Genomic DNA, 23,650 nt, shown 5'->3' on the forward strand with positions numbered 1-23,650 from the left:
GGTCATCCTGTCCGGGCGGCGCGCTCACGCAGATACTCGAGCACAGCCGCCTGCTCCCCCGCAAACTCGATCCGACTCTCCTTCTTTTCCCGCTGGAACGCGTACATCGGGTCGTAATACTCACGCAGCAAGCCTTCGATCCAGCCGCGATGCAAGTCGACGGCACCGCTGTCGGCCTGCTCGGCCAGGGCGGCTTCCATGATTGCCATCAGGCGCCGATGGCGGTCGCCGCCCAGGCGCTTGTGGATATTGTCCAGACTCGCCAGCAGCCGCTCGGAGAACAGCGCGAACCCTTCCTCGCCATGCACGGCGACAAACTCGGCGCTCAGGTTGATGACGTAATCTCGCAGAATCCGCTCGACCCGCCGCTCCACACTGTCTTCAAGCCAGACCATCGGAATCTGTTGCATGCGCTGGTACAACGGCAACGGCAAGGCACAACTGCCGACCATCCGGCTTTCATCTTCCACCACGAATTGCCCGATACCGGCGGCGCGCTTTTTCAGCACATCCACGGCCAGGCGGTTCTCGAAATCGATGTTGGACGGCTGCCCCGTGGCACGCTTGCCGAAACTCGAGCCCCGGTGATTGGCGTAACCTTCCAGGTCCAACCCGTTGCCCAACCGGACCAGCACCTCGGTCTTGCCGGTACCGGTCATGCCGCCCAGCAAGACGAAATCGCACTGGGCGACCGCTTGCTCAACGGTGTTCAGCAGGAACGTGCGCATCGCCTTGTAGCCGCCACCCACCCTGGGGTATTCGATGCCGGCTTCGTCCTTGAGCCACTGCTGGACGATCTGTGAGCGCAGGCCGCCCCGAAAGCAATACAACACACCGTCGGGATGGGCCCGGGCAAAGTCGGCCCAGGCCTGGATGCGCTGCGCCTTGGTTTCGCCGGACACCAGTTGATGCCCCAGGACGATAGCCGCTTGCTGGCCCTGCTGTTTGTAGCAAGTACCGACCCGCTGCCGCTCGATGTCGGTCATCAGCGGCAGATTGACCACGCCGGGAAACGCGCCCTTGATAAATTCGATGGGCGCGCGGGTGTCCATCATCGGCCGGTCATTAAGGAAAATGTCGCGGTAATTGGTGATGTCATTGCCCATCAAGACACCTCGACCGCGTGGGTCTGTCGCTCGACCAACTCGCCAATCGGCTCCAGCGCGAGACCCAGTTCAGCGGCCATCTCAAGAAACTCGCCTTCGCCTTGCGCCGTCACGGCAATCAACAGGCCGCCGCTAGTCTGCGGGTCGCACAGCACGCGCTTGTGCAGTTCCTGGACGCGACCGACCCTGCTGGCGTAGCTGTCGTAGTTGCGCAGCGTACCGCCTGGTACACAACCCAGGTCGAGGTAATACTCGACGCCCGGCAGGCGCGGCACCGCGTCGTAGCGGATACGCGCCGTCAACTGGCTGCCATCGGCCATTTCCACCAGATGCCCGAGCAGACCGAAACCGGTGACGTCGGTCATGGCCGTCACGCCAGCGAGCTTGCCGAAGCGGCTGCCGGGTTTGTTGAGGGTACACATCCAGTCGCGGGCCAGGCCAACGTCGGCGGCGCGCAACTTGCCCTTCTTCTCCGCGGTGGTGAGGATGCCGATGCCCAGGGGTTTGGTCAGGTACAGGCGGCAACCGGCGGTGGCGGTGTCATTGCGCTTCATGTGGCGTTTTTGCACCAGACCGGTGACGGCCAGGCCGAAAATCGGCTCAGGCGCATCGATCGAATGCCCGCCGGCCAAGGGGATACCGGCCTCGTCGCACACCGAACGCCCGCCGCGGATCACTTCCCGGGCGATTTCCGGGGCCAGCACGTTGACTGGCCAGCCGAGAATCGCAATGGCCATCAACGGATCACCGCCCATGGCGTAGATATCACTGATGGCATTGGTGGCGGCGATACGGCCGAAATCGAAGGGATCATCGACAATCGGCATGAAGAAGTCAGTGGTCGACACCACCCCGCGCTCTTCGTCGATGGCATACACCGCGGCATCGTCCCGGGAGGCGTTGCCGACCCACAATTTCGGATCAAGGTTCTGCGCACCGCTGCCGGCCAGGATCACTTCCAGTACTTGCGGCGAAATCTTGCAGCCGCAACCGGCGCCGTGGCTGTACTGGGTCAGGCGAATGGGCTCGCTCATGGGCATACCTCTCATCAATCAAGGTGAGGGATTCTAGCAGCAACGTCGAAGCTTCAGTTTTCGTGCCGCGATGGCTGGCCGAAACTGGTACGGGATGTGCAAACGTTTGCGAGCCCCATCGGAACCCTCTGATCGGGGTGTTTTCTTTCATCCAGGAACACGGGCTTCGGCCCGCACGAACAAGGACTTTCCATGCATTTCATTTCCCGGCGTTGTGCCGTGCCCAGCGTATTTGCAGCCGCCCTGCTACTGACCGCCGTTACCGGACTACTCAGCACCGCCACCCAAGCCGCACCCGCCGATGCATCTGCCCAGGGCGAAGCCCTGAGTCCCGAAGCCTCCCCGCCGAAAAAAGGCGCCTACCTGTCGGATTGGTACAACCAGAACCTGACGATCATCGGCAGCAAGGACATCAGCTTCGGTCCGCAACCGGTCGACGATGTGTACCTGGAGTATGAATATTTCGGCCGCAAGGGGCCGTTCGAACTGTATGGCTACGTCGACATCCCGAAGATTTTCGACATCGGCAACAGCCACGACAAAGGCGCCTGGGACCACGGCTCGCCGCTGTTCATGGAACACGAACCGCGCATTTCCATCGACTACCTGGCGGGCCGCAGCCTGGCCATCGGGCCGTTCAAGGAATGGTACGTGGCGTTCGACTGGATCTACGATCACGGCAGCAACAGCGCCAATCGCGGCAACACGTTGTACAGCGGACTGGGCACCGACATCGACACCCATTCCAGGGTCAACCTGTCGGCCAACTTCTATGGTCGGTATCAATGGGAAAACTACGGCGCCAGCAATGAATATTCCTGGGACGGCTATCGCGCCCAACTCAAGTACATCGTGCCGATCAGTCGGTTCAGCAATGGTGCTTCGCTGACTTACATCGGCTTCACCAACTTCGACTTCGGTTCGGACCTGCACAAGGACAATCCGGCGCGCACCGCCAACGCCACGGTCGCGACCAACGTATTGCTGTATTCCTTCACGCACCTGCGCTTCATGCTGGTGGGCCGTTACTTCCACAACGGCGGCAACTGGGAAGATGGCAGTGAACTGAACTTCGGTGATGGCGACTTCCGCGCCCGCTCCGATGGCTGGGGGTACTATGCTGGGGTAGGTTATCAATTCTGATCGGGACAGCCGTCAGGGGGATTGGCGATGGAATTTTCGGTCATCGCGAGAATCACTTGAACATCAACCGATGTGCTCAACAGGAGACCGCCGATGTCCCTTCCCCCCGACGCTGCCGACAGCACCCATCTTGATTACGGCCTCGATACGCTGTTCGGCCGCGAAACCAAAAGTGTCGACTGCCGGCTCGATGTCAAACGCCTCGATGACGGCGAACCACCGTGGTTCGCGCTGCACATCCGGCCACCGCTGCCGGACGATCTGGAGAAGGCCCAGATCGTGGTGTTCAATGCCGAGGGCCGGCGCATCAGCGGGATCGTCCGGCGCACCGAACGGCTGGCCGATGACAGCCTGCAACTGGATGTCGAGCCTGACTGACGTGTTGGGGAGCATCTGCGGCGCTGGAGTCCGGCGGGATGCCCGTGGGATGATCGGCCTCCAAACACGTCCTCCATGCCGAGAGTTTCAATGTCATTGCTGAGTAAACACACCGCTGCACTGCTGCTGACAGCCGTTGCCGGCCTGGTCGTCGTGCCTGCCCATTCGGCCCCGGCTAAAGCCACCGGCACTCTGCCTGCCCAGAAAGTGTCGATGCTGGGCGGCAAATTTACCTTTACCCTGCCCAAGGGGTTCACCGCCACGGCGCTGCCCGCCGGCGATGCCGCCCAGGGCACGGCGGGGGCGACGGGGACGATGTACAGCAATGCCACCAGCAGGACCGTGGTGATCACGGCTGAGAACACCATCGTCAATGGTGCGAAGGTCAAGGATGACGATGCTGCGTTTCTCGACACGACCATGGCCGGCTTCGCCGCCCAGCGCAGCAAAGCCTTGCCGGACGCCAAGATCCTCAGCGAAAAAAGCCTGACCCAGAAAGGCAGCGGCCTGGGCCTGCGTCAACTCGACACCAGCGCCACCCAGGGTGGCGGACCGACCCTCGACACCACGCTGCTGGGAGCCTCCGGCACGCGCGTGGCCGTGGTGCAGATCATCTCCCGGGCCAGTGACAAGAGCGCTCATGAAGCGTTGGTGAAACAGATCGCCAGTGGTCAGTGATGGGCTTGGTGTGGGCAGCATCGCGTTGCTCGCGAAGGCGGTGGGTCTGCTGGCATTGATGTTGGATGTGCCGACGCCATCGCGAGCAGGCTCGCTCCCACAGGGGGCTTCGGTGTGCCGTGGATGGTGTGGACACCCGGGGCCCAATGTGGGAGCGAGCCTGCTCGCGATGGCGTCAGCCCAGACTACTGGGGCCGCTAGGGATTGAGCCGCTCCAGCCAGGCCTGCAGGTCCTGCACTTCCAAGGCACTGATGGTATGCCCGACGCCCGGGTAGGCATGGAATTCCGGCTCCAGGGCCAAGGTCTTCAGGAGGGTGTCGGCCTCGGTGCCGTCGTGGTAGGGGATGATCGGGTCTGCCGTGCCGTGACCGATGAACACGGCCAGCGACCGACGCGATTCGTCGGGAGTCAGTTCGGCTTGCAGCAGGGACAGGACCCGCCCGCCCATCGCGGCAATGCCACCGACGGCTTCGGGGTGCCGCAGGGCAACTTCGTAACTCATCATCGCGCCCTGACTGAAGCCCACCAGATAAACCTGGCTGGCATCCGTCGAGTACTTGGCCCGGGCCTTGTCGATGAAATCCAGCAGCATCTGGCCGCTGGCCTTCAAGTCGGAGGTATCGCCGTCATAGGCGCCCTCGCCCTTCTTCGCAAACCACTGGTAATGGCCTGGCTCCATGGTCTTCGGCGCACGCACCGAGAGGTAATTGTAGTGCTGGGGCAGTTCATCCTTGAGCTGGAACAGGTCCTGTTCGTTGCTGCCGGACCCATGCAGGAAAATCACCAGCGGCCGGTCCCTGGCCTGCTCATCGGCCTGGGCCAGATAACTGAGTGGCAAGTCCGTGTGCAGCGAGGGTTGGGCCTGCAACCCGCACGAGACCAGCAACAGGCACAGGGCGAACGCTTTGAACATCGATCTTCCTCCATCATTCGATAGCCCAGGGCAAGGGCCGTACGGTGAGGTAGACAGCACTTTTCAGTCGTTGGTCAATTTCCCGCTGCGAATCGGCTCACGCCCCGCCACTTTCGCCTGCCAGATCCCCGGCTGGGTATAGCGCCCACGGTCCAGGGCGAACAGCACGCCGCTGGTGCCGGCCCGTACCGTGGTGACCCGATCGCTCAACGGGTCGACCACTTCGAACAAGGGATCGCCCTGCTCCACCCATTCACCCGCTTCGCGCAGGAAGCTCACCACGCCATGGTGCGGCGCGAACAGGTATTCAGTGCCTTCAAAGGGAAAGCCTTCGCAGCATTGGGTGGGCACGGACGGCCAGTCGCCGTCGATGAAACCCTGCTCAGCGAGGAACCCGAGGATGGCCTCGCAATTGGCCTGGGCCTGGTCCACCCGCGTGTCGCCCATGCTCCCCAGTTCCAGGGTGGTCGCCAGGTTGGCCGGCGGGATTGCCGCCTCGGGGAACGCCTTGGCCAGACGCAGCCAGGGCGTGGAACAGGATTCGTCGAACGAACTGCCGCCGGAATCTTCGCACAGCAATGCCACACCGGCCTTCAACCGTGCGGCCAGGGAACGCCACTGCGGCCACTGTTGCGGCAAGGCGTACAGATGAATCGCCGCCTCGAAATCACAATGCAGGTCGAGGGTGATATCGGCATCGCAGGCATGCCGCAGCAGCAGGCGGTGCAAGGCTTCGAGCTGCGAAGTTGGCGCCGGCAGATCGTCCAGGACCTGGACCATGGTCTGGCGGATCAAAGTGATATTGGCGGCCGGATCGTCTCCCAGCCGCTGGCCGACACGTTGCGCCACCGGAGCACTGAGCTCCACGAACGAACGATTGAAGTTCTTGCCGCTGCCCAACTCGAAACGCCCCATGTGGGCACTTTGCAGATGTTGATCCAGGCCAATGGGATTGGCCACCGGCACCAGCTCGATCACACCCTTGAGCAAGCCCCCAGCCTCAAGCGCGTTAAGCCGTTGCTTCAGCTCCCAGGCCGTGCGCATGCCGGGCAATTCATCGGCATGCAGGCTGGCCTGGATGTAAACCTTGCGCGGGCCATGACCGTAACGAAACACACTGAGCCGACGCTCGGTGCCGAGGTGGCTCCATGGCAGGGTATGGTCGATGCGTTGCATTGAGCCTCCGAATGGCAATGTGTGAAAAAGCTGTGTAGGAGCTGCGTAGGAGCTGTGTAGGAGCTGTCGAGTGCAACGAGGCTGCGATCTTGTCCCAGACAGTTGAATCCCTAGCGAAAGATCAAAAGATCGCAGCCTCGCTTCGCTCGGCAGCTCCTACAGGTGACGCAGGTAACGCAGGTGAACCATCGCCTCTCAATGCCCATAGATGTCAAAGGCGAAGTACTTGTCCTGCATCTTCTTGTACGTGCCGTTGGCGCGGATTTCGGTGATAGCGGCGTTGAATTTATCAGCCAGGGCCTTATCACCCTTGCGCACGGCAATGCCGGCGCCGCCACCGAAGTATTTCGGATCGTCATAGGTCGGGCCCACGAACGCGAAACCTTTGCCAGCGTCGGTTTTCAGGAAGCCGTCGTCGAGGTTGACCGAGTCGGCCAGCATCGCGTCAAGACGACCGGCAACCATGTCCAGGTTGGCCTCCTGCTGGGAGCCGTAGCGCACCAGGTTGATGCCCGCCGGTACCAGCACTTCAGTGGCAAAGCGGTCGTGGGTACTGGCCCGCAGCACACCGACCTTCTTGCCCTTGAGTTCGGTCAGCGGGTCCTTGATCCCGGAACTTTCCTTCATCACGAAGCGTGCCGGGGTGTGGTAGTACTTGATGGTGAAATCGACGTTCTTCTTGCGATCGTCGGTGATGGTCATGGACGACAGGATCGCGTCGATTTTCTTCACTTTGAGCGCCGGGATCAGGCCATCGAACTCCTGCTCGACCCAGACACACTTGACCTTCATCTGCTCACACAACGCGTCGCCGATGTCGACATCGAAGCCAGCCAGCTTGCCGTCCGGGGTTTTCATCGAAAAAGGTGGGTAGCCGGCTTCGATCCCGAGGCGGATCGGCTTGGCGTCTGCGGCCACGGCCGACAAGGACAATACGGACAGTGCCAGGGCACCGAACATTGCTAGCTTCTTCATTTTTGCTCCTGAGTGCGCAGGTTTTTTTATTGGCAGATGGTAGGCAGCGCTCGGCCATCAAGGACCGAAGTGGCCGGAGTCTAGAGGGGCACTCAGGAGGGGAATTGTGTTGAGGCGACAAATAGTTATAGAAATATCCAGTGTTGTCTGATGACCATGAAACTTGCGAAAAAGCTGACAGGCACGAGTGTCTCGTGACAATGAAGTTGCTCCTGCCGGCGCGCCCTGTAGGAGCTGCCGAGCGAAGCGAGGCTGCGATCTTTTGATCTTTCGCTAAGGATTCAGCTGTCTGGGACAGGATCGCAGCCTCGTTGCACTCGACAGCTCCTACAGGGTCCAGCGAGCAACTCAGCAGTCGCAGCTGACCGCCGTGTCCGCCACGCGCTCCACCAGACCGGTCAAGCGAAAGCCCTCATCAAGCCAGCCCATGACGCCGCCGATCATTTCCTTGACTGGATAGCCCAGGGTCGCCAGGCGGACCGCTGCCTTGTTCGCGCCGTTGCAGTGCGGCCCGGCGCAATAAACCACGAACAGTGTGGTTTGGGGATAGGCGACCAGCGCCTGGGCGGTAATCGAGCGTGTTGGGATATTGATCGCGCCTGGCACATGGCCGCGTTCATAAGCCACAGGCCCACGGACATCCACCAGTACAAAATCGACCTCGCCGGCCTGTTGGCTGGCATGAACGTCGGAACAATCTGTTTCGAACGTCAGACGACGGCTGAAATGCTGCAAGGCAATGTCGGACGGGGCAGCAGGCACTTCGCTAACCGGGCTGGGCATGGTGGGTACTCCAAGGGGGATGAGGGCGTAAGGAACTTTATCTGCCCCATGCTAACCGCTAAAGTGGCGCACAAGACACTCAGTGGGAATTTTCCGCCAAATGCAGCCCTCCCCCGGCCTGGTCGCCGTCCTCGCCTATGACGGCTTGTGCACGTTCGAATTCGGCGTTGCCGTCGAGATTTTCGGGCTGGCCCGACCCGAGTTCGATTTCCCCTGGTACGAACACCGGATCGTCGCCGTCGATGACGGCCCGTTGCGCGCCATGGGCGGCTTCCAGGTGCTGGCCGATGGGGGCATGGCGTTGCTGGACACGGCCCGGACCATCGTGATTCCCGGCTGGCGCAGCCGCAGCGAGCCGCCGTCCGAGGACTTGCTGGAAGCACTGCGCAATGCCCATGCCCGCGGCGCGCGCCTGCTGTCGATCTGCTCCGGGGCCTTCGTGTTGGCCGCCGCCGGGCTGCTGGACGGGCTGGGGGCCACGACGCACTGGCGCTACACCGACGAACTGGCCGAAAGCTTTCCGGCCATCCTGGTAGACCCGGACGTGCTGTACGTGGATTCAGGCCAGGTCATCACCTCGGCCGGCAGCGCAGCAGGCATCGATGCCTGCCTGCATTTGGTCGCGCGGGACTTCGGCGCCCAGGTCGCCAACGCCGTGGCGCGCCGGCTGGTGATGCCGACGCAGCGCACCGGCGGCCAGGCGCAATTCATTCCGTCGCCGGTCAGCCGCACGCCGCGTAGCGATCTGTCCGGCGTTATGCAGTGGGCCCGTGAACATTTGCACGAACCTCTCGGGGTTCGCGAACTCGCCAGCCAGGCGGCGATGAGCGAACGGACTTTCCTGCGCCGTTTTACCCAGGCCTGCGGCCTGTCGCCCAAGGCCTGGCTGCAACATGAACGCCTGGCGCGAGCCCGGGAGTTGCTGGAAAGCACCAGGGACAATACCGATAACATCGCGCAGTTGTGCGGCTACCGCTCGGTGGAAAGCTTTCGCGTGGCGTTTCGCAGCGTGGTGGGGTTGGCGCCGTCGGTGTATCGGGAGCGGTTTGGGCGGGGGTGAAACCAGATGGCCATGCAGTAAGTTCGGGCAAGCGCTGTTGTGGCTAGGGGATTTATCCCCTAGCCACAAGACTGGTTTGCGATCTCAATCGAGTGCAGTCAGCCGTCAACGCTTGCGCAACAAATAAGTATCCATGATCCACCCATTCGCCAGCCGCGCCGCCTTGCGGGTGCGCTCGATATCATCGGCCACATCCCCCAACCGACCGGCGATGAGCAGCTCATCCGCGGTCCCCACGTAGGCGCCCCAATAGATATGCGTATCGGGATCGCTCACCTGGCGGTACGCATCCTCGGCATCAAGCATCACCACCACGCTCGCCGCCTCTCCCACGTGCCCCGCCGCCAGCCGCCGCCCCGTAGTGATCTCCAACGCGCCGCCAATGCTGTTCAACGGTACTTTGTGTTGCGCCGCAAGGGCCTGGACGCTGGTGATGCCAGGAATGACCTCGAACTCGAAGTCGCCGCGCCCCGCATCAAGAATGGCCTGCAGGATACGGACGGTGCTGTCGTACAACGACGGATCGCCCCATACCAGAAAACCGCCGCACTGCCCGTCAGACAGTTCTTCATCAATCAACTTTTCGAAAGTCGCCTGCTTCGCACGGTTCAGCTCTTCAATGCTGCAGGCGTAGTCTGGATCGCCGCGTTGGCGCTCCGGGCTGCTGGCTTCGACGAAACGGTAGGTGCGATCAACGATGTAGCGTTCACAGATGTCGCGCCGCAGGTCCAGCAGTGTGTGCTTGGCGGGCCCCTTGTCCATCAGAAAGAACACATCCACCCGATTCAAGGCCTTCACCGCCTGCATCGTCAGGTAATCCGGATCGCCGGCACCGATGCCGATCACTGAAAGCTTCTTCATGTCCGTAACTCCTGGGTGCGCAACCGCCACACCCCATTGAAACGCAATTCAAGGGAGGACAGCGGTTCGATGTCGATCCGGTTGAAGGCGGCGGCCGGGCATTGCAACACATTGATCAGGGCCGCCCGGATCACGAACGGATGAGTGATGGCCAGCACATGTCCCGGTTCACTTTCCAGGCTTGCCAGCCAGTCCCCGACACGGCGACACAACCGCTCGATGGACTCGCCGCCATGGGGAGTGGCCTGGGGGTCATCGAGCCAGACTTGCAGTTGTTGCGGTTCGGCCCGGAGCAACTCGTCGAGGGATAACCCGCGCCACCGCCCCAGATCACAGTCGGCCAGGGCCTGCACCACCCGGAATTCATCACCAAACAATGCGGCCGTCTGGCGGGTGCGCAACTCCGGTCCGCACAGGACATGCCGAACGTTTCGATAGCCGTGGCCGGCCTCCGGGCGCCTGGCCAGCCAATCAGCGTCCAGGGGTTCGTCCAGGGCGAAGCGCGCCTGTTTCTGGTTGACGGTTCGGGCATGGCTGATCAGGTTCAGACGAGTGACTTGCACGCAGGACGCTCACGCTATCGGTGGGTGGAGATTGAGCTCTTTTCTTGTACAGCACCTTATATGAAATCAAATATCCGAGACAAAAAGGCGTTATGTCTGACACGGAAAGAAGCATTGGCTGACATACCACTCCATCCACCCCAAGGCCCCGTCCTACAGTACTCGCGCACCATTCTTGGGCATTTTAAACGAAACGTAAAAACCACTGGACATGTAGCGATGGCTACATAAATACTGTTTTCAGGAGTTATGAAAGAAATTCAACACACCATCCAGCAAGGAGCACGGATGCCGCCTCTCAGGGACCTTATTACCGATCCCGGCATGATCTTGACGCCGTCGGAACGCAAGGTCGTTCGCGCGCTGCTTGATCACTACCCACGCAACGGCCTGGGCCCGATGTCGCGCCTGGCCGAGCATGCCGGTGTGAGCGATCCGACCATTGTGCGGCTGGTGAAAAAACTCGGATTCGGCGGCTATGCCGAGTTCCAGGATGCACTGCTGGTCGACATGGACCATCGCCTGCGCTCCCCCCGCACGATGTTGCAGCCACGGATCAAATTGCAGCAAGGCGACACCTGGAGCCAGTACCTGGTGACCAGCCAGCGCAGCCTCCTGGAAACCCAGGCCCTGACCCAGCCCGAAGACGTGCGCATTCTCGTGCAGTGGCTGCTCGAGGGCCGGCAAGTGCATTGCTTCGGCGGACGCTTCAGCAGCTTCCTCGCCCAATACCTGCTCAATCACCTGCGTTTGCTGCGGGCCGGCTGTTTTGCCCTGGAAGACAATGCGCAACTACCGGACCGGCTGTTCGATGTGCAACGCCAGGATGTGGTGTTGATCTTCGATTACCGTCGCTACCAGGCCCAGGCACTTCGTGTTGCCAGTGCGGCCAAGGAACGCCACGCCCGGGTCGTACTGTTCAGCGACGTCTACGCCTCGCCACTGCGCGAACTGGCCGACCTGATTATCAGCGCCCCGGTGGAGTCGGTTTCGGCCTTCGACAGCCTGGTACCCGCGCTGGCCCAGGTCGAGGCGCTGATCGCCTGCCTGGCGTTGCAGTGTCCTGGCCTGGTCGAACGCCTGGACGGTATCGACGCCTTGCGCGCTGAGTTCAATACGCACCTGCTGGAGGAAAAATAAGGATGTTCTCGCTCCCCCACCGCTCCCCCCGGGACCTGCCGTTTACCCGTGACCACACGGCGTTGCTGCTGGTCGATATGCAACGCGCCTGGCTGGAACCGCAGTTCGATGCCCATCTGGACACGCCGGAAGCCAGCTATTTCATCCGCCGCGCCCGCCAGACCGTGATTCCCAACCAGCAACGCCTGCTCGACGGGGTGCGCGCAGCCCGGCAGAACGTGCTGCACACCCACATCGAAAGCCTCACCGCCGATGGCCGCGACCGCTCCCTGGACCACAAGCTGTCGGACATGCACCTGCCCAAGGGCAGCCCGCAGGCGCAGATCATCGCCGAGCTGGCGCCGCTGGAAAACGAGATCGTATTGCCCAAGACCTCCTCGGGGGTCTTCAACTCCACCAACATCGACTATGTGCTGCGCAACCTGCAGGTCCGGCACCTGATCGTCGCCGGCATCGTCACCGACCAGTGCGTCGACATGGCCGTGCGCGACGCCGCTGACCGCGGTTATCTGGTCACGTTGGTGGAGGACGCCTGCGCCACCTACACCGAACAACGTCACCTGGCCTGCCTGAACGCCATCAAGGGTTATTGCTGGATCACCGACACCGACACCGTGCTCGGTCGCTTGCAGGAGATGCAGCCATGAGCCGCCTCGAAGCCGTAGCGCTCACTCCGCTGCCCGTCACCACGCTGGTGAGCACCGACCTGATCGGCGTGACCCGCGGGCGCTCGTTTCCCAGCGATGAACTGCCCCACTACGTCACTGCCGGCTGCGGCTGGGTGCCGGCCAACAGCGCGCTGACGCCCCAGGACATCATTGCCTCGAGCAATCCCTGGGGTGCGTATGGCGACCTGCGACTGGTGCCGGACCTGTCCAGCCGGGTCACCCTCAGCAACGGTCCCGACCCCGAGGCTCCGGCGCTGGACTTCATCCATTGTGACGTGCGCGAAACCGACGGACGGCCCTGGGGCGCCTGCCCACGCACGCTGCTGCATGACGAAGTGGAACGCTATCGCAACGAGTTGGGCTTGCAGGTCTTCGCCGCCTTCGAGCATGAGTTCAATCTCAGATCCCCCCTGCCCCAACCCGATCGCCTGGCCTTCAGCCTCCAGGCCCAGCGCCAGCAGGCCGGGTTCGCCGGATGGCTGCTCAGCGCCCTGCGGGCCGGGGGCGTCGAGCCGGAAATGTTCCTGCCCGAATACGGCAAGCATCAATATGAAATCACCTGCCGCCCGACCCTGGGGGTCGCCGCCGCCGACCGGGCGGTGAATGTGCGGGAGATCACCCGCGAGATCGCCCGGCAAATGGGCCTGGACGCAAGCTTCGCTCCCAAGACCTCGGCAGATGCCGTGTGCAACGGCGTGCATCTGCACCTGAGCCTGCAAGACCTGGACGGCGATCCGGTGCTCCACGACAGCGCGAGCAGCAACGGCCTGTCCAGCCTCGGTCGGCACTGGGCCGCCGGTGTGCTGCAGCATCTGCCGGCGCTGTGTGCGCTGACCGCACCGACGCCGGTGTCCTACGAGCGCCTGCAACCCCACCATTGGAGCGCGTCCTACGCTTGCCTGGGACAGCGCAACCGCGAAGCGGCGCTGCGCATCTGCCCGACCGTGAGCCTGGGGGGCAAGCCGCTGGCGAACCAGTACAACCTGGAGTTCCGCGCCATGGACGCCACCGCTTCACCGCACCTGGCGATGGCGGCCCTGCTGATCGCCGGACGCCTGGGCATCGAACAACGGCTGGCGCTCAATGCCGTCACCGATGAAATACCCGACGACTTGAATGAGGAAGAACGCCGGACTCGTGGCATTATCGCCCTGCCGACCACCCTGGCCCAGGCACTGGATTGCCTGCGTCACAGCGGGGCGTTGCTGGATGCCCTGCCCGGCCCACTGGTCGAAACCTACTTTGCCTTGAAGGCCCAGGAACTGGCCTTGACCCAGGCGCTGTCACCTGCCGAGCGATGTGAGCACTATGCGCGAATCTATTGAGTGCGCCGAGTCGGGGCTTTACACCGAGCCGCCCTACCGATTGGTCCGGGAGAACGCCGAGCACCCGTTGATATTGGTGTGCGAGCACGCCAGCCGTTTCATTCCCGCCGCGCTGAATGACCTGGGCCTGGACGAGACGGCAGCCCATGAACACATCGCCTGGGACATCGGCGCCCTGGCCCTGGCCGAGCGCCTGTCCGAGACGCTCGGCGCGACCCTGCTGTCGGCCAATTATTCACGCCTGCTGATCGACTTGAATCGCCCGCTCCACGTGCCGGACAGCATCCCGCCCCAGAGTGAGATCTACCAGGTCCCGGGCAACCACGCCCTGGACGAAGCCACTCGGCAGTACCGCCAACAATGTCTGTTCCACCCGTTCCATGACCGGTTGCGGGCGCTGATCGACCAGCGCCTGGCCGACCAGCGACCGGTGCGGGTGGTGGGCATCCACAGTTTCACCCCGGTGTTCTACGGCCAGCCCCGCGCCCTGGAAGCCGGCGTGCTGTTCGGCGAAGCCGTGGACTATGCCCAGCGCATCGTCGACGGGCTGAGCCGGCATTCGCTGCGGGTGGCGGGCAACCAGCCCTACCGGATCAACCCGTTGAGCGACATGACGGTTCCGGTCCACGGCGACAGTCGCGGCCTGGATTCGGTGTTGATCGAGGTGCGCAATGACCTGCTGCGCAGTCCCGAGGCGGTGCGCACCTGGAGCGCCTACCTGGCGCCGTTGCTGTAATAGCGCAGCAGCGACGCTGGAAAAAACAAAATCAATGATTGGCTGAAAAGGAGAACGGCTTGTGAGTATCGAGGCATTTGGCTACAAACAGGAATTGAAGCGCAGCCTGTCGCTGACGGACCTGGTGGTGTACGGGATGATCTTCATGATCCCCATCGCACCGTTCGGCGTGTATGGCTACGTGAACGCCGAGGCGCCGGGGATGGTGCCACTGGCGTACATCATCGGCATGGTCGCCATGCTGTTCACCGCGCTGAGCTACGGCAGCATGGCCCGGGCCTTCCCGGTGGCCGGTTCCGTCTATTCCTACGCACAAAGAGGCCTAAACCCACACGTCGGGTTCATTGCCGGCTGGTTGATGTTGCTGGATTACCTGCTGATCCCGCCGCTGCTCTATGTCTATGCCGCCATGGCGCTGAATCATCTGTACCCGGACATTCCCAAGGTCGGCTTTATCCTGGCGTTCCTGGTGAGCGCGACCTTCGTCAACCTGCGGGGTATCACCTTCACCGCGCGGATGAACATCATTTTCCTGCTGGCCCAACTGATAGTGCTGGGGATTTTCCTGTTCTACGCCTGGAACGCCCTGCATGGCGGAGCCGGTAACGGCCAGATGACCCTGGCGCCGCTGTACAGCCCGGAACACTTCAACTTCGCCCTGCTGATGCAAGCCGTGTCGATCGCCGTGTTGTCATTCCTCGGGTTCGATGCCATCTCCACCCTCGCCGAAGAAATCAAGGGCGACCCGGGACGCAGCGTCGGCAAGGCAGCGCTGGTGACCCTGTTGGTGATGGGCGCGATTTTCGTGGTGCAGACCTGGATCGCCACCGACCTGGCAGCCGGCATGGGCTTCAAGTCCGCCGACACCGCCTTCTACGAAATCGCCGAACTGGCAGCCGGCAGTTGGCTGGCCACCCTGACCGCCGTCGCCACAGCGCTGGCATGGGGCGTGGCGGTAGCGATCACCTCCCAGGCCGCGGTGTCGCGCCTGTTGTTCGGCATGGCCCGGGACGGCAAGCTGCCCAAGGTGCTGGCCAAGGTTCATCCGAAACACAACACGCCCTACATGAGCATCTATCTGGTGGCCGTGCTGTCGCTGCTGATCTGCTACCTGTTCATCAACGCCGTGGACACCCTGACTTCCCTGGTCAACTTCGGCGCACTGAGCGGCTTCATGCTGCTGCACATCACCGTGATCAACCACTACTGGCGCCGCCAGCGGTCCGGACAGCTGATCCGTCACCTGGTCTGCCCACTGGTCGGCTTCGGCATCGTCGCGGCCATCATGTACAACATGGGTGTGGATGCACAGAAACTCGGCCTGATCTGGATTGCGGCGGGCCTGGTCTATCTGTGCGCGCTCAACAAGTTCGGCAGCCACACCGCCCTGCCCGACCCGGCGGGTCATTGAAATCCGGAGCGGGCCGCAGGGAGCGGCCAGCCGTCGCAGTAGTTGAAACCGTTACAACGCGTGGACATCGACAGTGATCGTCAAGCCCGGTGCAGCCACCGGGCCCTGGAACAGGAGTGCAATCCATGCTGGTCTTACGTCCAGTTCAGTTAAGCGATCTGCAGCAACTGCAGCAGCTGGCCCGCGACAGCCTGGTGGGGGTCACCTCGCTTCCAGACGATATCGAGTGCCTGCGGGGGAAAATTCTCGACTCGTGCGCTTCGTTCGACGCCGATGTGCGAAGCCCGGGCGGGGAGAATTATTTTTTCGTGTTGCAAGACCTGGTCTCCGGTCGACTGGTGGGCTGTTCGGAGATTCTTGCCAGCACCGGTTGCAACGAACCGTTCTACAGCCTGCGCAACCGACCGTTTTCCAGCGCCTCGCGGGAGCTGAACATCCGCCACGGCGTGCCGGCACTGTCGCTGTGCCAGGACCTCAATGGCCAGACCCTGCTGCGTGGTTTTCACATCGACACCGAACAGGTGCGCACGCCGGCCTCGGAACTGCTGTCCCGGGCCCGACTGATGTTCATCGCCGCTCATCCGCACCGCTTCGCCGATTCGGTCATCACGGAAATCGTCGGCTACAGCAGCGAAGACGGCCAGTCGCCGTTCTGGGACGCCATCGGCCAGCATTTTTTCGACTTGCCCTACGCCGAAGCCGAGCGCTTGTGCGGTTTGCAGAGTCGCACTTTTCTCGCCGAGCTGATGCCCCAGTACCCTATCTACGTGCCCATGCTGCCGCCTGCGGCCCAGGCCTGTATCGGCCAGGTGCATCCCGACGGTCAGGAAGCCTTCGACATCCTCGAGCGCGAGGGTTTCGAAACCAACAGCTACGTGGACCTCTTCGATGGCGGACCGACGCTGCATGCACGCACCGCAAATATTCGCTCCATCGCCGAAAGTCGTATGGCTTCGGCCCGGAAAAACTCGCAGATTGATGCCCGGGGTCGCTATCTGGTGAGCAACGACAGCCTGGGCCATTACCGGGCGATCGTGGCTGAACTGGATGTCGGCAGCGAGGACCCGGTGTCCCTGACGCCTGAGATGCTCACAGCGCTGGAAGTCACTGATGGGCAGCAGATCCGGGTGGTTGCCTTATGAACGTCATGCAATGTCGTGCCTTGAACCTGAGCCCAGGTCGACACGATGAAGGAGCTGCATCATGATTGTCCGCCCGGTCGCCATCACCGACCTGCCTTCATTGCTGGACCTTGCCCGCTGCGCAGGCCCGGGGTTCACCAGCCTGCCGGCCAATGAAGAACGCCTGGCCCATCGCATACGCTGGGCCCAGCGCACCTTTGCCGGGCAAGTCGAGCGCGCCGACGCCGACTACCTGTTCGTGCTCGAGGACGATGACCGGCAAGTGGTCGGTATCAGCGCCCTGACCGGCGCGGTCGGCCTGCGTGAGCCGTGGTACAACTATCGGGTCGGGGTCACCGTCAGCTCGGCGCCCGAACTGGGCATCCAGCGGCAGATTCCTACCCTGTTCCTCAACAACGAGATGACCGGGCAATCGGAAATCTGCTCGTTGTTCCTGCATCCTGCGCAACGCCGCGGCCACAACGGGCGGCTGTTGTCCCTGGCACGGCTGCTGTTCGTCGCGGAGTTCTCCCAACTGTTCGGTGAGAAGCTGATCGCCGAGTTGCGCGGCCATGCCGACGAGCACGGCTGCTCGCCATTCTGGGACAGCCTGGGCCGGCACTTTTTCCAGAAAGACTTCAGCTACGCCGATCAGTTATCCGGCATGGGCAACAAATCGTTCATTGCCGAGTTGATGCCGCGCCAGCCGCTGTATACCTGCCTGCTCACCCAGCAGGCCCAGGCGGTGATCGGCAGGGCCCACCCCAACACTGAACCGGCCTTGAAGATCCTCGGTGCCGAGGGTTTCAGCCATAAGGGTTACATCGACATTTTCGACGGCGGCCCGGTGATCGAAGCGCCGGTTTCGAAGATCCGTAGCATCCGCGACAGCCAGTCACTGGTCCTGGCCATCGGCTCACCGGACGAACGGGCCCCGGTCTGGCTGATCCATAACCGACGCCTGGAAAACTGCCGCGTCACCAGCGCCCGGGGCCATCAGAACGGCCACAACCTGATCGTCGACCGCCTCACCGCCAAACGCCTGCAAGTGCAGCCAGGTGACACGGTGCGCGCTGTGCCGCTGCTCGGACAAGGGCGGCAGGCCGTGGCGGCGTAAGGCAACGGGACAACGGAGAACCAATCGGCAGGGCTCGTTGACCTGCCCTCCTCGCCTGTCACTCGCCCTACCTTGTCCTTGTCCCCTTCAATCGGTAAGGGGATATGTTCCCGACGATAATGAGAAGCCTGTTCCTGAGGGCTCGACAACAAACACGTAGTTCATCGGCAATACTTCCCGACAATTCCCCAATTGCCACTCCCCCACTCAAAATCCATACTTTCTCGCACCGACCCACTGCAGCGAAAAGTTCATGATCAAACATCTAATTAACAAAAAATTTCCGCCAGAGTACATAGCGGAAGAAATAAAGACATTAGACATGACAGCGCAAGTCAATCAACTGATCAGCCAGTTGAGTAATCAACCAACGTTTGCCGAGGCGCAGTCCCGGCGTGCAACTATCATGAGCATGTCCAACCCACACACGGGCACCCTTCTGTTGCATTGCACGAACATCGGCAACATAAGTATCAGCACGGCCACTCTCCACAACGTGCTGTCGCCCCTGTACTCGGTACCAGGACAAAGCATTCTGTTTGCCCTTGATCAACCATTCGAAATCCAGCGTTACATCTGCCATGAAGATCAACTCGAGAAACTCGACATGGTCACTGTCGACGCGAAAAACCCGCTCATCATCGACGGCAGCCGAACACTATTCGACTACGCTCGGGCAGAACGGCAATCGGCCACATTAACGGGTCGAATCAACTTGCTGGACAGAAGTGCCGACATCAGCGTATTCGACCGCGTTTCATTGCGCAAAATAGCCTGGCTGCCTCATGACGAAAGCGCTGCCCGCTTCCTGGTGAGCCTGGAACTGCTCGATACACTCCGGGATCCCAAGGGGCCCAAGGTCGCCGAAGAGCTGGTCTATCACTACCATCCCGCGGTAGCGTGGAAAGCCTTCCAGATGCTTTACCGGGCCGACCCGCACACCGCACTGAACTATGTTCCGCTGTTAAAGAAACTCAAGAACCCGCGACTGGACAACTTGCTCTTTCCATTGGAGCAGGCCGCATGAACCTGGAAACATTTATCGCACGCGTAAATACCTATGACCTGCTGCGAGACAGAACCCAAATTATTAGCGACTTGCGGCAGTTGGCATCTAATCGTTGCTTATTGAGCGAGCACCTTTATGCCACGATCCAGCGGGATGGTTTCAGTATCCGCAACAGTCTCTACAACGCCTATGCATTTGTACTGCACAGCAATGACCTGTTCACCCTTCGCCTGGGGTTCTGGTCACCGGTCAACCTGCGAGATGAAAGTGAAACTTTTATCTATGACCTGAACCACAGCCACGACTTTGAAATGTATACCGTCGGCTACAGTGGCGACGGTTACACCACGGTCATCCGCGAAATACTGGATGAACTGCCATTGCAAAAGGGCAAGACACCCCGACTGGGAAAACAGCGCAGCGTTAAACTTTCGCCTGGCGAAGTTTTATACATGCCGCCCTTGATGGAAATCCATAAGCAGATCGCCCCCCAATCCATGTCCGCATCGCTGAGTCTGCTTATTCATCCTGAACACTCGAACCACGCCGACGAAGCCTGGTGTTTCGATGAAAACTACACGCCGCTTTATCCCGGCATAGCTGCGCAAGAGACAGCACTGTTTACACGGATGCTGTCGTTGCTCTCCCCTGGGCAGCCGTTCGCTGCCCAATAACCAAAAAGAAGGAAGAAAACCGTGAATAACCTGATGAAAAACTGGGATGAAACCCCTTTGCTGCGCGCGGCGACCAATGTGGTCGATACCGCGACCCAGCTCACCAGCGAGATCTACTGCACTATTCCCGGATTCCCGACGCGTTTCAACGTTGGAAACATCCATGAGATCAAGCAAATCTGGAGCGTGCCGGCTCAGGACTGAATAGCGCCTGAATGACCGGTACTTGACCAGGCTGCAGACCCCCAGGTCTGCAGCCTTTTTCGATGCGCGGCAGACATGGCCCATGCGCATTCGTCATCATCTTTACGCTTGCCACGTGATAGCCTTTGGTTCTTTCGGCGTTGACATTTTTGCTCAAGCCCTTCCATTCCATTGGTGGAACTTATATGTCCAGGCTTTCCCATCAAGATTTACGTCGTAACTTTCGCCAACTCCTGGCTTCCCAGACCTGCTACCACACCGCATCGGTGTTTGACCCGATGTCGGCGCGCATTGCCGCCGACCTGGGTTTTGAAGTGGGAATCCTGGGCGGCTCGGTGGCGTCGTTGCAAGTATTGGGTGCACCGGACTTTGCGTTGATCACCCTCAGCGAGTTTGCCGAACAGGCCACCCGCATCGGCCGCGTGGCCCAACTGCCGGTGATCGCCGATGCCGACCATGGCTATGGCAATGCCCTGAACGTGATGCGCACCATCATCGAACTCGAACGCGCCGGCGTGGCGGCCCTCACCATCGAAGACACCTTGCTGCCGGCCCAGTTCGGCCGTAAATCCACCGACCTGATCGGCGTAGCCGAAGGCGTCGGCAAGATCCGTGCGGCACTGGAAGCCCGGGTCGATCCGGAAATGGCGATCATCGCCCGCACCAATGCCGGGATCCTGCCGGTGCAGGAAATCATCAGCCGTACCCGGCAATACGAACGTGCCGGCGCGGACGGGATTTGCATGGTGGGTGTGCAGGACTTCGAGCACCTGGAAAAGATCAGCGAGAACCTGACGGTGCCGCTGATGCTCGTCACCTATGGCAACCCGCTGCTGCGCGACGACAAACGCCTGGCCGAGTTGGGCGTGCGGATCACCATCGACGGCCACGGCGCCTACTTCGCCGCGATCAAGGCCACCTACGACAGCCTTCGCGAACAACGGCAGATCTTCACCCAGGCCTCGGACCTCAGCGCCACCGAACTGACCCACACCTACACCCAGCCCGAGGAATATATCCGTTGGGCCGAGGAGTACATGAGCGTCAAGGAGTAATCCGACGGCGGTCTCGAGGACGCTTTCGCGAGCAGGCTCGCTCCCACAGGTTTCCGAGTGACGCGGAATTTGTGTTCACCACAACCCCCCTGTGGGAGCGAGCCTGCTCGCGAAGGCGTCGCCAGGGGCGAGGAAAATCTCAGCGCTCGCTGCGCAGCATCTCCTTGGGCACGTACTTGCCGATTTCGAACTTGCCGATGGCGGCACGGTGCACTTCATCCGGGCCGTCGGCCAGGCGTAGGGTGCGTTGCATGGCGTACATATAGGCCAGCGGGAAATCGTTGGACACCCCGGCACCGCCGTGGATCTGGATCGCACGGTCGATGACCTTCAGGGCCACATTCGGCGCGACCACCTTGATCTGGGCGATTTCACTTTTCGCCACCTTGTTGCCGACGGTGTCCATCATGTAGGCCGCTTTCAAGGTCAGCAGCCGAGCCATGTCGATTTCCATCCGCGAGTCGGCGATCTTGTCGACGTTGCCGCCCAGGCGCGCCAGCGGTTTACCGAATGCAGTGCGGCTGACGGCGCGCTTGCACATCAACTCCAGCGCCCGCTCGGCCATGCCGATGGAGCGCATGCAGTGATGGATACGGCCCGGGCCGAGGCGACCTTGGGCAATCTCAAAGCCGCGTCCTTCACCCAGCAAGACGTTTTCGTACGGCACTCGCACATTGTCGAACAACACTTCGGCGTGGCCGTGAGGCGCATCGTCGTAACCGAACACCGGCAGAGGGCGTACGATCTTGACCCCGGGGGTGTCCACCGGTACCAGGATCATCGAATGCTGGGCATGGCGTGGCGCGTCGGGGTTGCTCAGGCCCATGAAGATCAGGATCTTGCAGCGCGGGTCACAGGCCCCCGAGGTCCACCACTTCTTGCCGTTGATCACCCATTGGTCACCCTCGCGCTCGGCGCGGGCGGCCATGTTGGTGGCGTCGGAGGACGCCACGTCCGGCTCGGTCATGGCGAAGGCCGAACGGATCTCGCCACGCAGCAGCGGTTCCAGCCAGCGCTGCTTCTGTTCTTCGTTGGCGTAGCGCACCAGCACTTCCATATTGCCGGTGTCCGGTGCCGAACAGTTGAACGGCTCCGGCCCCAGCAACGAACGGCCCATGATCTCTGCCAGCGGTGCGTATTCCAGGTTGGTCAAGCCGGCACCCAGCTCCGACTCGGGCAGGAACAGATTCCACAGGCCTTCGGCTTTGGCCTTGGCCTTGAGTTCTTCCATGATGGCTGTGGGCTGCCAACGATCGCCTTCGGCCACTTGCCGTTCGAACACCGCTTCGGCCGGGTAGACGTAGGCGTCCATGAACGCCGTGACACGTTCACGCAATTCCTGAACCTTGGGGGAATAGGCAAAATCCATGGGCAGCACCTTCTTGGCAGAGGTTGATTTCAGATCATGGAATCGATGCTAGTTCAGCTACGAAAATTTACCTAACCTATTCTCGGCGTGTATTAACATTCATCACCGATATATGGTTCACTGATTTCCATCGCCACCCGACACCTCACGACACGCCCGAGAAACCGTCTAAAAACAAGAGTGCAGCGCCATGAATCTGAGCAAGGTCGACCTCAATCTCTTCATCGTCTTCGACGCGATCTACACCGAAGCCAACCTGACCCGCGCCGGGCAGATTGTCGGTATCACTCAGCCTGCCGTCTCCAATGCCCTGGCGCGTTTGCGGGAAACCTTCAACGACCCGCTGTTCGTGCGCACCGCCCAGGGGATGGTGCCCACGCCCATGGCCCAGAACATCATCGGCCCGGTGCGCAATGCGCTGTCGTTGCTGCGGGTGTCGGTACAGGAAAGCCGGATTTTCAACCCGCTGCAGGCGGTCAAGACCTACCGCATCAGCATGACCGACCTTACCGAAGGCGTGATCCTGCCACCGCTGTTCCAGCGCCTGCGACGCCTGGCGCCGACCGTGGCCATCGAAAGTTTCCTGGCCAAGCGCCGTGAAACCACCAAGGAACTGGCCGCCGGCCGTCTCGACTTCGCCGTCGACGCCCCGCTCAACACCGACCCGCAGGTACGCCATGTCAAGCTGATGGAGGACCGTTACGTATGCGCCATGCGCAAGGGCCATCCCCTGGCGGCCAAGGAAAAAATCAGCCTCGATGATTATCTCTCCCAGACCCATGTGCATATTTCCAGCCGCCGCAATGGGCTGGGCTATGTCGACCTGGCCCTGGGCAAGATGGGCATCCAGCGCAAGATCGCCCTGCGCTCCCAGCATTACCTGATGGCCTCCCAGGTGTTGCAGCAGACCGACATGGTCATCACCATTCCCGAACGTTATGCACGCCGTCATGACCTGCATGCGTTCCACCTGCCGGTCAACGATGTCCCGCCGGTCGAAAGCCACCTCTACTGGCACGAAAGCACCGACCAGGACCCGGCCAACCGCTGGATGCGCGAGCAGATGATCGAGCTGTGCCAGCAGGTGACAGCTCATGAGAAAAAGCTCGAAAAAGTGTAGGAAATCAAATGTGGGAGCGAGCCTGCTCGC

25 protein-coding genes are annotated in these 23,650 nt (G+C 61.5%); 16 read left to right on the forward strand and 9 right to left on the reverse strand.

Going from position 1 to position 23,650, the window contains the following annotated elements; all coding sequences use genetic code 11:
- Positions 1-2 precede the first annotated feature (2 nt).
- A complete protein-coding gene (mnmH, locus tag LOY67_RS17770) occupies positions 3-1,106 on the reverse strand; it encodes a tRNA 2-selenouridine(34) synthase MnmH (RefSeq protein ID WP_265063737.1) in 1,104 nt (367 codons plus the stop codon).
- A complete protein-coding gene (gene selD, locus LOY67_RS17775; protein ID WP_265063738.1) occupies positions 1,106-2,140 on the reverse strand; it encodes a selenide, water dikinase SelD in 1,035 nt (344 codons plus the stop codon). Before selD ends, mnmH begins: the two co-directional genes overlap by 1 nt.
- A gap of 192 nt (positions 2,141-2,332) precedes the next feature.
- Here selD and LOY67_RS17780 point away from each other — a divergent pair, with 192 nt between their 5' ends.
- From LOY67_RS17780 to LOY67_RS17790, 3 genes are all read left to right on the forward strand, one after another.
- Positions 2,333-3,283, forward strand: a complete 951-nt coding sequence (locus LOY67_RS17780) for a nucleoside-specific channel-forming protein Tsx (RefSeq protein WP_265063739.1) — start codon at positions 2,333-2,335, stop codon at positions 3,281-3,283.
- A gap of 93 nt (positions 3,284-3,376) precedes the next feature.
- Positions 3,377-3,661 carry a hypothetical protein gene (locus tag LOY67_RS17785; protein ID WP_265063740.1) on the forward strand — a complete coding sequence of 95 codons (285 nt, stop codon included), beginning with the start codon at positions 3,377-3,379 and terminating at the stop codon, positions 3,659-3,661.
- 90 nt (positions 3,662-3,751) lie between these two features.
- On the forward strand, positions 3,752-4,339 hold the full coding sequence (locus LOY67_RS17790; RefSeq protein WP_265063741.1) for a hypothetical protein: 588 nt from the start codon (positions 3,752-3,754) through the stop codon (positions 4,337-4,339).
- A gap of 197 nt (positions 4,340-4,536) precedes the next feature.
- On the opposite strand, the gene LOY67_RS17795 is transcribed toward LOY67_RS17790, so the two are convergent.
- The 4 genes from LOY67_RS17795 to LOY67_RS17810 all read right to left on the reverse strand — a co-directional run bounded on the left by LOY67_RS17795 (position 4,537) and on the right by LOY67_RS17810 (position 8,187).
- Positions 4,537-5,253, reverse strand: a complete 717-nt coding sequence (locus tag LOY67_RS17795) for an alpha/beta hydrolase (RefSeq protein WP_265063742.1) — start codon at positions 5,251-5,253, stop codon at positions 4,537-4,539.
- A 63-nt stretch (positions 5,254-5,316) separates the two neighbouring features.
- On the reverse strand, positions 5,317-6,429 hold the full coding sequence (locus LOY67_RS17800) for a M14 family metallopeptidase (RefSeq protein WP_265063743.1): 1,113 nt from the start codon (positions 6,427-6,429) through the stop codon (positions 5,317-5,319).
- 195 nt (positions 6,430-6,624) lie between these two features.
- On the reverse strand, positions 6,625-7,404 hold the full coding sequence (locus LOY67_RS17805; protein WP_265063744.1) for an ABC transporter substrate-binding protein: 780 nt from the start codon (positions 7,402-7,404) through the stop codon (positions 6,625-6,627).
- A gap of 348 nt (positions 7,405-7,752) precedes the next feature.
- Entirely contained in the window at positions 7,753-8,187 is a 435-nt protein-coding gene (locus tag LOY67_RS17810) for a rhodanese-like domain-containing protein (protein WP_265063745.1), read from the reverse strand.
- Positions 8,188-8,287: 100 nt separating this feature from the next.
- Between LOY67_RS17810 and ftrA the strand changes: the two genes are divergently transcribed.
- Complete coding sequence (gene ftrA / locus LOY67_RS17815; RefSeq protein WP_265063746.1) at positions 8,288-9,247, forward strand: transcriptional regulator FtrA; 960 nt, start codon at positions 8,288-8,290, stop codon at positions 9,245-9,247.
- A gap of 105 nt (positions 9,248-9,352) precedes the next feature.
- Here the strand turns inward: ftrA and cobF are convergent, their stop codons facing one another.
- Together cobF and LOY67_RS17825 are read right to left on the reverse strand one after the other, a co-directional pair.
- The gene (gene cobF, locus LOY67_RS17820; RefSeq protein WP_265063747.1) at positions 9,353-10,108 is read right to left on the reverse strand and encodes a precorrin-6A synthase (deacetylating); all 756 of its coding nucleotides are present in this window, start codon (positions 10,106-10,108) and stop codon (positions 9,353-9,355) included.
- Positions 10,105-10,671: a histidine phosphatase family protein gene (locus LOY67_RS17825; protein ID WP_265063748.1), complete on the reverse strand. Its 567-nt coding sequence runs from the start codon at positions 10,669-10,671 to the stop codon at positions 10,105-10,107. The genes cobF and LOY67_RS17825 overlap by 4 nt, the downstream gene beginning before the upstream one ends.
- Positions 10,672-10,959: 288 nt before the next feature.
- Between LOY67_RS17825 and LOY67_RS17830 the strand changes: the two genes are divergently transcribed.
- The 11 genes from LOY67_RS17830 to LOY67_RS17880 all read left to right on the forward strand — a co-directional run bounded on the left by LOY67_RS17830 (position 10,960) and on the right by LOY67_RS17880 (position 21,131).
- Positions 10,960-11,811, forward strand: a complete 852-nt coding sequence (locus tag LOY67_RS17830) for a MurR/RpiR family transcriptional regulator (protein ID WP_265063749.1) — start codon at positions 10,960-10,962, stop codon at positions 11,809-11,811.
- A gap of 2 nt (positions 11,812-11,813) precedes the next feature.
- Positions 11,814-12,458, forward strand: coding sequence for an isochorismatase family cysteine hydrolase (locus LOY67_RS17835; RefSeq protein ID WP_265063750.1), 645 nt, complete (start codon positions 11,814-11,816; stop codon positions 12,456-12,458).
- Positions 12,455-13,804, forward strand: coding sequence for a glutamine synthetase family protein (locus LOY67_RS17840; RefSeq protein ID WP_265063751.1), 1,350 nt, complete (start codon positions 12,455-12,457; stop codon positions 13,802-13,804). The genes LOY67_RS17835 and LOY67_RS17840 overlap by 4 nt, the downstream gene beginning before the upstream one ends.
- Complete coding sequence (locus LOY67_RS17845) at positions 13,788-14,540, forward strand: N-formylglutamate amidohydrolase (RefSeq protein ID WP_265063752.1); 753 nt, start codon at positions 13,788-13,790, stop codon at positions 14,538-14,540. The genes LOY67_RS17840 and LOY67_RS17845 overlap by 17 nt, the downstream gene beginning before the upstream one ends.
- 61 nt (positions 14,541-14,601) lie before the next feature.
- Positions 14,602-15,951, forward strand: coding sequence for an APC family permease (locus tag LOY67_RS17850; protein ID WP_265063753.1), 1,350 nt, complete (start codon positions 14,602-14,604; stop codon positions 15,949-15,951).
- Between the two features lie 125 nt (positions 15,952-16,076).
- Entirely contained in the window at positions 16,077-17,093 is a 1,017-nt protein-coding gene (locus LOY67_RS17855) for an arginine N-succinyltransferase (protein WP_265063754.1), read from the forward strand.
- Positions 17,094-17,154: 61 nt separating this feature from the next.
- Positions 17,155-18,189, forward strand: coding sequence for an arginine N-succinyltransferase (gene astA / locus LOY67_RS17860; RefSeq protein WP_265063755.1), 1,035 nt, complete (start codon positions 17,155-17,157; stop codon positions 18,187-18,189).
- A gap of 253 nt (positions 18,190-18,442) precedes the next feature.
- The gene (locus tag LOY67_RS17865; RefSeq protein WP_265063756.1) at positions 18,443-19,216 is read left to right on the forward strand and encodes a hypothetical protein; all 774 of its coding nucleotides are present in this window, start codon (positions 18,443-18,445) and stop codon (positions 19,214-19,216) included.
- The gene (locus LOY67_RS17870; RefSeq protein WP_265063757.1) at positions 19,213-19,872 is read left to right on the forward strand and encodes a transposase; all 660 of its coding nucleotides are present in this window, start codon (positions 19,213-19,215) and stop codon (positions 19,870-19,872) included. The genes LOY67_RS17865 and LOY67_RS17870 overlap by 4 nt, the downstream gene beginning before the upstream one ends.
- A gap of 21 nt (positions 19,873-19,893) precedes the next feature.
- Entirely contained in the window at positions 19,894-20,076 is a 183-nt protein-coding gene (locus LOY67_RS17875) for a hypothetical protein (RefSeq protein ID WP_265063758.1), read from the forward strand.
- 185 nt (positions 20,077-20,261) lie between these two features.
- Positions 20,262-21,131 carry an isocitrate lyase/PEP mutase family protein gene (locus tag LOY67_RS17880; RefSeq protein ID WP_265063759.1) on the forward strand — a complete coding sequence of 290 codons (870 nt, stop codon included), beginning with the start codon at positions 20,262-20,264 and terminating at the stop codon, positions 21,129-21,131.
- A gap of 139 nt (positions 21,132-21,270) precedes the next feature.
- Here LOY67_RS17880 and LOY67_RS17885 read toward each other — a convergent pair whose 3' ends face one another.
- A complete protein-coding gene (locus LOY67_RS17885) occupies positions 21,271-22,500 on the reverse strand; it encodes an acyl-CoA dehydrogenase (RefSeq protein WP_139641769.1) in 1,230 nt (409 codons plus the stop codon).
- Positions 22,501-22,690: 190 nt separating this feature from the next.
- Here LOY67_RS17885 and LOY67_RS17890 point away from each other — a divergent pair, with 190 nt between their 5' ends.
- Positions 22,691-23,620: a LysR family transcriptional regulator gene (locus tag LOY67_RS17890; protein ID WP_265063760.1), complete on the forward strand. Its 930-nt coding sequence runs from the start codon at positions 22,691-22,693 to the stop codon at positions 23,618-23,620.
- The last annotated feature ends 30 nt before the right edge of the window (positions 23,621-23,650 follow it).

The organism is Pseudomonas sp. B21-056 (genome assembly GCF_026016325.1).
GTDB lineage: Bacteria > Pseudomonadota > Gammaproteobacteria > Pseudomonadales > Pseudomonadaceae > Aquipseudomonas.

Excerpts from the sequence above, each read along its gene's own strand:
- mnmH (WP_265063737.1), bottom strand. The coding sequence starts at position 1,106 with ATGGGCAATGACATCACCAATTACCGCGACATTTTCCTTAATGACCGG.
- selD (WP_265063738.1), bottom strand. The coding sequence starts at position 2,140 with ATGAGCGAGCCCATTCGCCTGACCCAGTACAGCCACGGCGCCGGTTGC.
- LOY67_RS17780 (WP_265063739.1), top strand. The coding sequence starts at position 2,333 with ATGCATTTCATTTCCCGGCGTTGTGCCGTGCCCAGCGTATTTGCAGCC.
- LOY67_RS17785 (WP_265063740.1), top strand. The coding sequence starts at position 3,377 with ATGTCCCTTCCCCCCGACGCTGCCGACAGCACCCATCTTGATTACGGC.
- LOY67_RS17790 (WP_265063741.1), top strand. The coding sequence starts at position 3,752 with ATGTCATTGCTGAGTAAACACACCGCTGCACTGCTGCTGACAGCCGTT.
- LOY67_RS17795 (WP_265063742.1), bottom strand. The coding sequence starts at position 5,253 with ATGTTCAAAGCGTTCGCCCTGTGCCTGTTGCTGGTCTCGTGCGGGTTG.
- LOY67_RS17800 (WP_265063743.1), bottom strand. The coding sequence starts at position 6,429 with ATGCAACGCATCGACCATACCCTGCCATGGAGCCACCTCGGCACCGAG.
- LOY67_RS17805 (WP_265063744.1), bottom strand. The coding sequence starts at position 7,404 with ATGAAGAAGCTAGCAATGTTCGGTGCCCTGGCACTGTCCGTATTGTCC.
- LOY67_RS17810 (WP_265063745.1), bottom strand. The coding sequence starts at position 8,187 with ATGCCCAGCCCGGTTAGCGAAGTGCCTGCTGCCCCGTCCGACATTGCC.
- ftrA (WP_265063746.1), top strand. The coding sequence starts at position 8,288 with ATGCAGCCCTCCCCCGGCCTGGTCGCCGTCCTCGCCTATGACGGCTTG.
- cobF (WP_265063747.1), bottom strand. The coding sequence starts at position 10,108 with ATGAAGAAGCTTTCAGTGATCGGCATCGGTGCCGGCGATCCGGATTAC.
- LOY67_RS17830 (WP_265063749.1), top strand. The coding sequence starts at position 10,960 with ATGCCGCCTCTCAGGGACCTTATTACCGATCCCGGCATGATCTTGACG.
- LOY67_RS17835 (WP_265063750.1), top strand. The coding sequence starts at position 11,814 with ATGTTCTCGCTCCCCCACCGCTCCCCCCGGGACCTGCCGTTTACCCGT.
- LOY67_RS17840 (WP_265063751.1), top strand. The coding sequence starts at position 12,455 with ATGAGCCGCCTCGAAGCCGTAGCGCTCACTCCGCTGCCCGTCACCACG.
- LOY67_RS17845 (WP_265063752.1), top strand. The coding sequence starts at position 13,788 with ATGCGCGAATCTATTGAGTGCGCCGAGTCGGGGCTTTACACCGAGCCG.
- LOY67_RS17855 (WP_265063754.1), top strand. The coding sequence starts at position 16,077 with ATGCTGGTCTTACGTCCAGTTCAGTTAAGCGATCTGCAGCAACTGCAG.
- astA (WP_265063755.1), top strand. The coding sequence starts at position 17,155 with ATGATTGTCCGCCCGGTCGCCATCACCGACCTGCCTTCATTGCTGGAC.
- LOY67_RS17865 (WP_265063756.1), top strand. The coding sequence starts at position 18,443 with ATGATCAAACATCTAATTAACAAAAAATTTCCGCCAGAGTACATAGCG.
- LOY67_RS17870 (WP_265063757.1), top strand. The coding sequence starts at position 19,213 with ATGAACCTGGAAACATTTATCGCACGCGTAAATACCTATGACCTGCTG.
- LOY67_RS17880 (WP_265063759.1), top strand. The coding sequence starts at position 20,262 with ATGTCCAGGCTTTCCCATCAAGATTTACGTCGTAACTTTCGCCAACTC.
- LOY67_RS17885 (WP_139641769.1), bottom strand. The coding sequence starts at position 22,500 with ATGGATTTTGCCTATTCCCCCAAGGTTCAGGAATTGCGTGAACGTGTC.
- LOY67_RS17890 (WP_265063760.1), top strand. The coding sequence starts at position 22,691 with ATGAATCTGAGCAAGGTCGACCTCAATCTCTTCATCGTCTTCGACGCG.